Raw genomic sequence first — 10,876 nt, forward strand, 5'->3', positions numbered from 1 at the left:
CCTAACCGAACAAGATTTTTTTCATCATGCCCTGATCATTTATTTTTCCCACGCAGGTTGTCGTCAGGCGGTCAAGATCGATACAGTAATCGATCACTTCCCTCATCTGCCCGTAACGCACCTCGTCAATGAAGCGTAATACTTCCTCGTCAGAGTAAACGTTGCCTGTCAGGATCATAGCCTTGCCGATCGCACTCATTTTGGAGGATGTACTTTCGAGCGACAGGATCAGGTTCCCCTTGAGCTGCTCTCTGCTCTGGGCGAATTCTTCCTCAGTAATACCATTTTCCTTAATCTTCTTCAGCTCCGCAACGATCATCTCCGCAACCTGCTCCGTATTTCCCGCCATCGTTCCGGCATATACGCCGTACATGCCGGTGCTTGAATAAAGCGCCGGATAGGTAAAAACAGAATACGCCATGCCCATTTCCTCACGAATCTTCTGGAACAGGCGCGAGCTCATGGAGCCTCCGACAACGTTGTTGAGGATATTGAGCGCATATTTCCGCTTGTCCTTCTGGTCGAAGCAGGGCATGCCCATGCAAAGGTGTACCTGCTCGATATCCCTGTCCGAAACCTCGAATCCGTCCTTGCGGGGAGCAAAACCATTGCAATCCGCAAACTCGGGTATCTGCAGCTTCTTCCTGTTCATGCTCACAAACAGGCTGTTCAGGCAATCCCGCAGCTTGTCTACGTCAAAGTTTCCCGCAACGGCGACCACAATATTCGAGGCCGTATAGTACCGGTCCATATAGCTTTTGAGGTCGTCGCGTGTAAATCTGCGGATATTTTCCGCAGGCCCTAAAATCGTTTTGGAAAGCGAGCATCCGTCAAAGTACGTGCTGGATATGAGATCCATTGCAGCGTCTTCCGGATTATCGTTGCTCATGGCGATTTCTTCCAGCACCACATTCCGCTCCTTATCGAGCTCTTCTGGCAGAAGCGTGGCGTTGCAGAACAAATCCGTCAGGATTTCAAGGCCCTCGCCGAGCTTCTCGTCGATTACCTTAATGTAATAGCAGGTGCACTCCTTTGATGTAAACGCATTGATCTGTCCGCCAATGTTGTCCACATCCACAGATATCTGCTTTGCGCTGCGCTTTTCCGTCCCTTTGAAAAGCATATGCTCGATGAGGTGCGAGATACCGTTTTCTTCTTTTGTCTCTGTGACCGAACCTGCGCCAACCCAGATTCCTGCCGTAACGGAATGAAAATTCGGAAGCCTTTCGCCGATCAGGCGAACGCCGCATTCCAGCATTTCATCCACAAATGTTTGATCCATATCAATATCCTTTCCGGCTAACCGTACCAAATCCTGCCCCGCGCCTGCAATAAAGCGGGCATCGATCAGGATACGAATCCATGTACATTAAAATAGCCTTGCAACCGGAAAATGCCGCGGCGGCCAAATCTATGTTCGGACAGGCCCTTGCGGCATTTTGGTTATTTACTGTGATTTGCTTTACGCAAAGCGTCAGTCCCTTAGCTTTCGAGGTCTTCCGCTTTTACGCCTTTATGCGTCAGGTTGATCCTGCCCTGCTTATCGATCTCCACTACCTTTACAAGCAGCTCGTCGCCGATATTGCAAACGTCCTCCACCTTTTTCACGAATTCATTTGAAAGGTTGGAAATCCTGCACATTCCTTCCTTGCCCGGAGCAAGCTCTACAAACGCTCCAAAATTCATGATGCGCGTTACCTTTCCGTTGAACACCTCGCCCACCTTTACATCCTTGGCAATCGTCTCGATGATCTTACGCGCTTTTGCAGCAGCCACGTCGTCGGGCGTCAGGATAGAAACGCGTCCGTCGTCCTCGATATCGATTTTAACACCGGTATCGTCGATGATTTTGTTGATCACCTTTCCGCCTGCGCCAATGACCTCGCGGATTTTATCCGGATGAATCGTAAACTGGATGATCTTCGGTGCAAAAGGTGAAAGATGCTTACGCGGTTCCGGCAGCACTTCGTTCATCTTATCGAGGATATACAGTCTTCCCCTGAGCGCCTGAGCAAGGGCGCGCTCCAGAATTTCCTTGTCGATCCCCTTGATTTTAATATCCATCTGGATTGCCGTGATACCGTCCTTGGTACCCGCAACCTTAAAGTCCATATCGCCAAGGAAGTCTTCCAGTCCCTGAATATCAGTCAGTACGACTACCTTACCGCTATCAACGTCTTTGATCAATCCCATCGCGCAGCCGGCAACCGGTTTTTTCATCGGAACGCCTGCATCCATAAGCGCCAGCGAGCTTGCACACACGCTTGCCTGCGATGTGGAGCCGTTGGAGCTGATGACCTCAGATACCGCACGGATTGCGTACGGGAACTCTGCTTCTGAAGGAAGCATCGGCAAAATCGCACGCTCTGCAAGCGCGCCATGGCCGATCTCGCGGCGCGACGTGCTGCGCATCATCTTTGCTTCGCCCGTTGAATACGGCGGCATATTGTAATGGTGCATATAGCGCTTGAAATCCTCATCAGAAATACCGTCGAGGTTCTGCCCCTCGCGAAGGGCGCCCAGCGTTACAAGGTTCATCGCCTGTGTCAGTCCACGCGTAAATACCGCGCTGCCATGCGTTCTTGGGAAAATTCCCGTTTCGCACCAGATCGGGCGAATATCTTCGTAGCCCCTGCCATCCGGACGAATACCGTCGTTCAAAATCTTACCGCGAATTACTTCTTTTGTCATGTAATAAAGCACGTCCGCAATGTCTGCCGCGCCATCCGGGAACTGCTCGGCAAAATGCTCGATCACTTCCTGCTTTACCTGTTCCTGACGCGCCTCGCGTTCGTCCCTGTCAAACGTATCCACGCTCCAAACCACCTTATCAGCAGCATATTCGCGCACTGCATCGTTGATTTCGTCCGAAGCTTTGTGAATCGTAACTTCCTTTTCCGGCTTACCGATCTCGTTTTTGATATTTTCAATGAACGCGCAGATGCGTTTGATTTCCTCATGTGCAAACAGAATCGCGTCGAGCATTTCCTGCTCGGATACTTCATTCGCACCTGCTTCCACCATCATCACAGCGTCCTTGGTTCCTGAAACCGTAAGGTGGAGCCTGCTCTTTTCACGCTGCTCGCTGTTCGGATTGATGATGTATTCTCCGTCAATCATACCGACAAGTACGGAACCCGTAGGACCTGCAAACGGAAGTCCTGAGATGCTCAGTGCCGCGGAAGAACCGATCATTGCAAAGACCTCCGGCGAAACGTCGGGATCAATAGACATTACCGTCGCAACAATCTGCACATCCTTATAATAACCCTTTGGGAACAACGGGCGAATCGGCCTGTCGATCAGGCGTGCCGCCAATATTGCCGAAGTTGCCGGCCTTCCCTCGCGTTTAATGTAACCGCCTGGTATTTTGCCTGCAGAATACATTTTTTCTTCATATTCCACACTCAGCGGGAAAAAATCGATGCCTTCCCTTTCCGTTTTTGAGCCTGTCGCATTTACCATGACAGCCGTGTCGCCGCATCTTACGATGACGCTTCCGTCTGCCTGGAAGGCGTATTTACCGCTCTCCACCGTGAGAGTCCGGCCGCCCAGTTCCATTTCATATACCTTATTTTGCATAGTTTCCTCCTACATTATTGTTTCATCTTTGGTTCGGTCCCCTTTGGCCAATGCCTTGGGTGTGCCCACAGGCACCATCTGGCGTCACAGCACGCTGATCTGCCCAATACGTTCACTGCGTAATAAGCCACGCTGCCTCGCACATTGCGCTCGGCGGTGTCTTGATACGTTTTGTAAAAACCGCTTCGCGGCTTTTACAAAACGTAATAAAGAGCGAGAAAATCCCGCTCCCCATCATGTCTGTTATTTTCTTAAGTTAAGGCTGCTGATAAGCGCTCTGTATCTCTCGATATCCTTTTCTTTGAGATAGTTGAGCAGGCCTCTCCTTTTACCAACCATTTTGAGCAATCCGCGTCTTGAGTGCGAATCCTTTTTGAATTCCTTCAAATGCTCGTTCAGGTGATTGATCCTGTAAGTAAGAAGCGCGATCTGTACTTCCGGGCTTCCCGTATCCCCTTCCTTCTGGGCATACTTCTGAATAATTTCTGTTTTTACTGTCTTGTCCATTTTTTACCTCCATTTGTTGAAAACCCGTTATGCTATGGTGCCGTCGGAGTTGTCGCACATCAGAGCATCCGGTAATCATATGTTAAATATTCTAGCACAAAAGATATTTTTTGTAAACAGATAAATCGGAAAGCATCTCCCTTGCCGTATCCGCATTGCGGGCGATTTCCGCACTGAGTTCCTCTACGTTTGCAAAAGCCTTTTCCCCGCGGATAAACGAAACAAAATTCACGCGCATTTTTTCGTCGTATACGTCCCCGGAAAAATCAAAAATAAAGGTCTCTATATTTGGTATTCCCTCGTCCGTTACGGTTGGCTTCACACCCACGTTGGTAACCGCCGGATAGCACTTGCCGTCGATTTGTACAATCGTAGCATATACGCCATATCTTGGCAGCAGCTTTTCAGTAGACATATTGGCTGTCGGAAACCCGATCGCAGAGCCAAGCTTTTTCCCCTTTTCGATCCTGCCGTCAATAAAGTAAAAACGATCCAGAAGCCGCGCAGTCTGCTCCATTTCGCCACGCTCAATATGCGCCCGGATCAGCGTACTGCTCACCTTGCCTTCTTCGCACCCAACCTCAGGGATAATCGAGACCGTATATCCATATCGATCGGCATTCGCACGTAAAAAAGCGGCGTCCCCTTCCGCATTTTTCCCAAAGCGGAAATCAAAGCCGACCGTAATGTGTCTCGCGCAGAAGTCGTTTACCAGCCTCTGCAGGAACTCCTCCTTTGTCAGCTTGGAGAACTCCTCTGTAAACGGCTGCATATAGAGCGCTTCCACACCCATGCACTCAAAAATATCGATTTTTTCTTTTACTGTGTAAATGTTTTTATAAGCCGCGTGACTGGGCTTTGTATCGAAGGTGTAAACCACCGACATAAGCTCCTTGTGCGCGTCGATTTCGTCGATCAGCGCCTTATGGCCCGCGTGAATCCCGTCGAACAGGCCGATTGCGACTGCCGTCGGCTTTTGAAGCGGCAGATCATTTTGCGTTAACAGTTCCACTGGATGTATCCCCCAATAGCTTCAGCGTTGATACGATTTTAAGCGTATTTCCCGCCTTTTTCCCAATTCCAATCAATTCATTCCTGCAATAGACGGCATATTCTGTGTCAGGCTCGATCCTGATATCCGTCTTTGTAAGGTCTATGGGCCTTCCCGTTGTCAAAAAACGAAACAAATGTCCCGGGCAGCAAATCTGTTGCATAAACCCAAGCGCATCCTCCATTGGCAGCATCGCCCTTTCGGCTTCGCCACCCTCTGCCAGCTCTTCAATCTCTGCAAGCGTATAGGAGTTTTGCACCTCATAGCCGCATGTTTTCGTGCGTAACAAAAAGGAGGTATATGCACAGCACGAAAGCGCCACGCCGATATCCGCACACAGTGTCCGGATATAAGTCCCTTTGGAGCATGCAATCCGCAGCAAAAAACGGTTGCACTCTCCCTCCAGAATCTCTATCTCATAAACGCTTACCTCTCGCGGAGGTTTTTCTACTGTGATTCCCCTGCGCGCAAGCTCATACAGCTTTTTACCGTTATGCTTTACTGCCGAGTACATCGGCGGCGTCTGGCTGAGTTTGCCGATGAATTGCGGTACCACCCGCGCAAGCGCCTCCTTGTCCACTTTACAGGAACACTCTTGCGTAAGAGTGCCGTAGCTGTCCAGAGTATCCGTAGCTGCGCCAAATGTAATTTCCGCAATATATTCCTTATCCCCGCGCATAATGTAGTCTGCAATTTTTGTCGCGCGTCCAACGCACACAGGCAGCACGCCCGCCGCACCCGGATCCAGCGTTCCGGTATGCCCGATCCGCTTCTCTGCCAGTATCCTGCGCAGGTGCGATACCACGTCGCTCGACGTCATTGCCGGCGGCTTTAAGATGTTGAATACGCCGTTCACTTCAAATAATCCCTCGCCGTACTCACAACTTTGTCCATTACGTCGTACAATTCGCCCTTGATCATACATCCGGCGGCCTTGACATGTCCGCCGCCGCCGAAGCGCGCCGCCATATCTCCCACGTCCGCGTATTCGTTTGCGCGCAGGCTCACTTTATATGCGCCTTCCCGCAGCTCCCGGATAAACGCCGCAATCTCCACGCCTTCTATTTCCCGCGCATAATCGATCAATATTTCATTGTCTTCAAGCTTTGCGCCGCATTCCTCGATTTCATCGAGCATAATTGTCGATACGGCGAGCTGCCCTTCAAAATGGAAACGGATGTTTTCAATAAAGCGCGCGATCAGCTTTGTCGCCCCAAGTGTCCTGCGGTTAAAAATCCGGTCCGCCATTTTTGCAAGCGGAAGGTCGTCGTTCACAAGGCAGGAAAACAATTCCAGCGTGGATTTTTTTGTGTTGGAGTAAGTAAAATTGCCCGTGTCCGTCGCAATCGCCATATAGACCGCCATATTGATCGTTTCGTCGATGGGCGCGCCCAGTTCCCTTGCGAGATAGTAGACGATTTCCCCTGTCGCCGGAAGATCCTGCACATAATTGACCTGCGCGTAATTTGTATTGGAAACATGGTGGTCGATATTGCAGTTCGGCTTTGCGTCAAAAAGCTCCTGCGCGGCGGAAAGCCGCTGCTTGGTCGCACAGTCTACAGTCAATACCGCTTCATAGTCGTCAAAACTGACGTCGTCAAGTAATTTAAAAAGTGGCCTGAACTGTTTGAAATCATACTTTGCGGGCGGCGCACATAATAAAATAACCTCAGCTTTCCTGCCAAGATTATTTAATGCTCTCGCGAGCGCATATGCGCTCCCGAGAGCGTCTCCATCCGGATTCAAATGTGTCAATACCGCAAACTTCTGATGGCTGTCAATAAAACTGATTACGTCTTTCATTCTGCTTCCTTATTCTTTACATCGTCAAGTAGCTTGGCGATCTTGATGCTGTATTCGATTGAGTCGTCAAGTAAAAATGTAAGCTCCGGAACCCGTCTGATGTCAACTGCCCTGGCAAGCCTTGTCCGGATAAAGGAAGCGCCGTGATTGAGCGCGTCAACCGACGCCTGGCGTTTTTTGTCCGTATCATATACGCTGACATATACCTTGGCAAATTTAAGATCCTGCGTTACATCTACCTTTGTTACGCTCGTCATGGCCGACAACCTGTCGTCCTTGACATCATTCCTGATGATATCGGCAAGCGCACGCTTCACTTCTTCGTCGATCCTGTTTAACCTGTTTGTGGGCATTTTCTTTCAACTCCTAACGCGCGATTTCGTGCATTTCAAAGCATTCGACCACGTCGCCTTCCTTGATGTCGTCGTAACGGTCCAGGGAAAGTCCGCACTCATAGCCTTGTGCAACTTCTTTTGCGTCGTCTTTAAACCTTTTTAAAGAACTCAGCTCACCTTCATATATAACCACGTTGTCACGAAGCAAACGCGCCTGTGCATTCCTGCGAATCATTCCGTCCGTTACATAGCAGCCCGCAATCGTTCCCACAGACGACACCTTGAACGTCTGGCGCACTTCCGCGTGACCGATCACAAGTTCCTCGAACTCCGGCTCCAGCATGCCCTTCATGGCAGCCGTAATGTCCTCGATCGCTTTATAGATAATCCGGTACAAACGGATATCCACCTTCTCCCGGTCTGCAGCGGCGCTCGCCATGTTGTCAGGCCTTACGTTAAAGCCAATGATGATCGCGTTTGCAGCCGAAGCCAGCATAACGTCCGTTTCCGTGATTGCCCCGACGCCGCAGTGGATCGCACGCACGCGAACCTCGTCGTTCGAAAGCTTTTCAAGCGACTGGCGCACCGCCTCGACGGAGCCCTGCACATCTGCCTTGATCACAATATTGAGGTCCTTAATCTGTCCTTCCGCAATCTGGCTGAACAGGTCGTCAAGCGACACCTTGGACATCTTCTTGAGCATCTCTGCCTTCTGCTTATCCTTACGCTCCTCAGCGACCTGCTTGGAGAGCTTATCCGCAGGAGCTGCGTGCAGGATATCGCCTGCCACCGGCACCTCCGAAAAACCGATGACCTCCACCGGCTGCGACGGGAGCGCCTCGCTCACCGTCTGTCCACGGTCGTTTACCATTGCACGAACCCTGCCGTAAGCAGTACCCGCTATAATCGTATCGCCCGTTTTGAGCGTTCCATTTTCCACCAGTACCGTCGCCACAGGGCCCCTGCCCTTATCAAGCTGCGCTTCCACAATCGTTCCTTTTGCAAGGCGGTCAGGGTTTGCTTTAAGCTCCTGTACCTCAGCTACAAGAAGAATCATTTCGAGCAGCTTATCGATACCCTCGCCCGTTTTCGCGGAAACCGGAACAACGATCGTCTCGCCGCCCCATTCCTCAGGCAACAGGTTATGCTCTGTAAGCTCCTGCATGATCTTCTGGATATTGGCGTTTTGCCTGTCTATCTTGTTGATTGCCACGATGATCGGCACGTCCGCCGATTTCGCATGGTTGATCGCCTCTATTGTCTGCGGCATGATGCCGTCGTCCGCAGCAACCACGATGATTGCGATATCCGTAACCTGCGCGCCTCTTGCACGCATCGCCGTAAACGCCTCATGGCCCGGCGTATCGATAAAGGTAATCTTTTCGCCATTGAGCTCCACCTGGTATGCGCCGATGTGCTGCGTGATGCCGCCCGCTTCGCTCTCCGTTACCTTCGCAAGCCTGATCTTGTCAAGAAGCGAGGTTTTACCGTGGTCTACATGCCCCATGATCGTAACGATCGGCGGGCGTTTTTTGAGATTTTCCTCCGTATCCGGCTCTTCTTCAACCAGAATATCTTCAGCTGTCTGCGCGATTTTCTGCTCAAGCTCAATGCCAAACTCGTCGGCAATCAGCTGTGCCGTATCAAAATCGATCTGCGAATTAATCGTGCTCATCATTCCCAGAAGAAGAAGCTTTTTCAAAATCTCAGATACAGGTTTGCCTATTTTCTCCGAGAACAGTTTGACGGAAATCGTCTCCTCCGTGATCGTCGCCTTTTCAATCTTAATCGGCTCGATCACCGTTTTAGGCTGCTGTTGCTGCTTTTTATGCTTATATCTTCTGGAACCCTTCGGGAAATCATCATCGTCAATATTAAAGACGCGTTCCTTGATTTTAGGCCGCTTTGCACGATCCTCTTCCATCTGTTTTTTCGTCTTCTTGTTGTGGTCGAAACCCTGTCCCTGCTTTGGGCCTGCCACCGAAGCAAACTTCTTTGCAGGCTGTGCGCCCGCCGGCCTGTCGGACTGCCCGCCTTGCGGCCTGCCTTGCTGCTGCGGCCTGTTGCCGCCTGCCGCCGGACGCTGCTGTTGCTGGGGGCGCTGATCCCTTTGCCCCTGCTGCGGTCTGCCTTGCTGCTGGGGCCTGTCATTTCTTGGCTGTTGCCGCTGATCCGGCCTTTGCCCCTGCTGCGGTGCCTGTGGCTTCTGCTCCCTCATCTGCGGAGCAGGCGCTTTTTCCTGCGGCTTTTCTTCCTGCTTTTGCGGGGCGGGCTCCTGAACCTTTTCAGGCTCCGGCTTTACTTCCTGTACTTCCGCTTCTGCCTGCTGCTCTTCCTTTGCTTTCTGTTCCGCCGCAATCCGGGCCTCTTCGGCAGCCTTTTTGGCTTCCTCTTCCGCCCGCTGCTGCTCTAAAAGAGCGCGCGCTTTTTCGTTCTTGACTTTTTCAATGTCAAGAATTTTCGATTCGATCGCTTTTATATCACGGATTTGGTTATCCGCTTCTGTTTGCATTTCCAAAACACGGTTGAAAATGGTTTGTGCATTGTTTAAAAGTGATTTGTTTGTTTCTAAGATTTTAATTTTGCTCAATGATTTCACCCCCGGAATTCATGCTATATTTTTCCCACGCGCTGCTTGCAAACCGTGGACACACGATTCCAATAATTTTATTGTTCGGTTTGTTAAGGCTCCTGCCCAGTACGTCCTTTTCTTCAAGTATAATCAGCTTAACATGATAATACGTACAAGCGTCCCTGATTTCTTTTTTTGTATTCTCTGAAGCGCCGCCATCCACCACAACCAGCTTTGCTTTTCTTTTTTTGATTGCCTGGTCTACACCCTGTGCTCCATAAACAAGTTTCCCGGCACGGGCCGCAAGCCCCAGAAACCTCAAAAAGTTTTCATTTTCCAAACTTTTCCACGATTCCTTTCAGCTCTTCGTAAAGCGTTTCATCCATTGCATGACGCATCACTTTTGGAAAGATTTTTTTTGCCTTATCCACACAGGCGGCATTTGCGCACAGGTAAAACCCGCGCCCCTGCGCCTTCCCCGTTTCATCCACGGCAAGGCCCGTATCCTTTGCGCGCACGATGCGGATGAGCTCGTTTTTCGGCTTGCCGCTGCGGCAGGCAATGCACATCCGTATGGGCTGTTTCTTATCCAAGGCCGATCTCCTTTATCCCTGCTCTGTGGTTTCCTCCGCCGGTGTATCTTCAGAAGGCGCACCCGTTTCTTCCATCTCGTCAAGCAGGATATCCTCTTCGATTTCTTCCTGTGCCTCTTCCTCGTTCAGCTCGTCAATCACGTCAAATTCATTCTCCATGGAATCGAGGCTTGTGTCCGCGTTTGCAAACTTCTCACCAAACACCTGCTCTTCAATCTGCGACTGGCTCTTGATGTCGATTTTCCAGCCGGTAAGCTTTGCAGCCAGACGGGCGTTTTGCCCCTCCTTGCCAATCGCAAGGGAAAGCTGGTAATCCGGCACGATCACCTTTGCCGCCTTTTCATCTTCGTTGATCTGCACCATGACCACCTTCGCCGGGCGAAGGTGGTCATGGTGCAGATCAACGAAGATGAAAAGGCGGCAAAGGTGATCG

At 50.7% G+C, this 10,876-nt stretch carries 10 protein-coding genes and 1 pseudogene; all 11 read right to left on the bottom strand.

Annotated features, from left to right (window positions below; all coding sequences use genetic code 11):
• Position 1: 1 nt before the first annotated feature.
• The gene (locus CHK_RS06070) at positions 2-1,282 is read right to left on the bottom strand and encodes a M16 family metallopeptidase (RefSeq protein ID WP_052740412.1); all 1,281 of its coding nucleotides are present in this window, start codon (positions 1,280-1,282) and stop codon (positions 2-4) included.
• A 200-nt stretch (positions 1,283-1,482) separates the two neighbouring features.
• Entirely contained in the window at positions 1,483-3,582 is a 2,100-nt protein-coding gene (locus tag CHK_RS06075) for a polyribonucleotide nucleotidyltransferase (RefSeq protein ID WP_046443119.1), read from the bottom strand.
• Between the two features lie 243 nt (positions 3,583-3,825).
• Complete coding sequence (gene rpsO / locus CHK_RS06080) at positions 3,826-4,089, bottom strand: 30S ribosomal protein S15 (protein WP_046443120.1); 264 nt, start codon at positions 4,087-4,089, stop codon at positions 3,826-3,828.
• Between the two features lie 91 nt (positions 4,090-4,180).
• Positions 4,181-5,101, bottom strand: coding sequence for a bifunctional riboflavin kinase/FAD synthetase (locus CHK_RS06085; protein ID WP_046443121.1), 921 nt, complete (start codon positions 5,099-5,101; stop codon positions 4,181-4,183).
• Positions 5,079-5,996, bottom strand: coding sequence for a tRNA pseudouridine(55) synthase TruB (truB, locus tag CHK_RS06090; RefSeq protein ID WP_046443122.1), 918 nt, complete (start codon positions 5,994-5,996; stop codon positions 5,079-5,081). Before truB ends, CHK_RS06085 begins: the two co-directional genes overlap by 23 nt.
• Positions 5,993-6,943, bottom strand: a complete 951-nt coding sequence (locus tag CHK_RS06095) for a DHH family phosphoesterase (protein WP_046443123.1) — start codon at positions 6,941-6,943, stop codon at positions 5,993-5,995. Before CHK_RS06095 ends, truB begins: the two co-directional genes overlap by 4 nt.
• A complete protein-coding gene (rbfA, locus tag CHK_RS06100) occupies positions 6,940-7,296 on the bottom strand; it encodes a 30S ribosome-binding factor RbfA (protein WP_046443124.1) in 357 nt (118 codons plus the stop codon). Before rbfA ends, CHK_RS06095 begins: the two co-directional genes overlap by 4 nt.
• A 13-nt stretch (positions 7,297-7,309) precedes the next feature.
• Positions 7,310-9,790 carry a translation initiation factor IF-2 gene (infB, locus tag CHK_RS06105; protein WP_046443160.1) on the bottom strand — a complete coding sequence of 827 codons (2,481 nt, stop codon included), beginning with the start codon at positions 9,788-9,790 and terminating at the stop codon, positions 7,310-7,312.
• 64 nt (positions 9,791-9,854) lie between these two features.
• Positions 9,855-10,190, bottom strand: coding sequence for a L7Ae/L30e/S12e/Gadd45 family ribosomal protein (locus tag CHK_RS06110; RefSeq protein WP_046443125.1), 336 nt, complete (start codon positions 10,188-10,190; stop codon positions 9,855-9,857).
• Positions 10,180-10,443, bottom strand: coding sequence for an RNase P modulator RnpM (gene rnpM, locus CHK_RS06115; RefSeq protein WP_052740410.1), 264 nt, complete (start codon positions 10,441-10,443; stop codon positions 10,180-10,182). The genes CHK_RS06110 and rnpM overlap by 11 nt, the downstream gene beginning before the upstream one ends.
• 12 nt (positions 10,444-10,455) lie before the next feature.
• A pseudogene (locus CHK_RS16915) lies at positions 10,456-10,876 on the bottom strand (hypothetical protein); the annotation flags it as partial.

Origin of the sequence: Christensenella hongkongensis, from assembly GCF_000981035.1 — a bacterium.
In the GTDB taxonomy this organism is placed as follows: Bacteria; Bacillota; Clostridia; order Christensenellales; family Christensenellaceae; genus Christensenella; species Christensenella hongkongensis.

What these genes read in the sequence shown, in the direction of transcription:
- CHK_RS06075 (WP_046443119.1), bottom strand. Translation starts at nt 3,582, where the DNA reads ATGCAAAATAAGGTATATGAAATGGAACTGGGCGGCCGGACTCTCACG.
- infB (WP_046443160.1), bottom strand. Translation starts at nt 9,790, where the DNA reads ATGCAAACAGAAGCGGATAACCAAATCCGTGATATAAAAGCGATCGAA.
- CHK_RS06070 (WP_052740412.1), bottom strand. Translation starts at nt 1,282, where the DNA reads ATGGATCAAACATTTGTGGATGAAATGCTGGAATGCGGCGTTCGCCTG.
- rpsO (WP_046443120.1), bottom strand. Translation starts at nt 4,089, where the DNA reads ATGGACAAGACAGTAAAAACAGAAATTATTCAGAAGTATGCCCAGAAG.
- CHK_RS06095 (WP_046443123.1), bottom strand. Translation starts at nt 6,943, where the DNA reads ATGAAAGACGTAATCAGTTTTATTGACAGCCATCAGAAGTTTGCGGTA.
- rbfA (WP_046443124.1), bottom strand. Translation starts at nt 7,296, where the DNA reads ATGCCCACAAACAGGTTAAACAGGATCGACGAAGAAGTGAAGCGTGCG.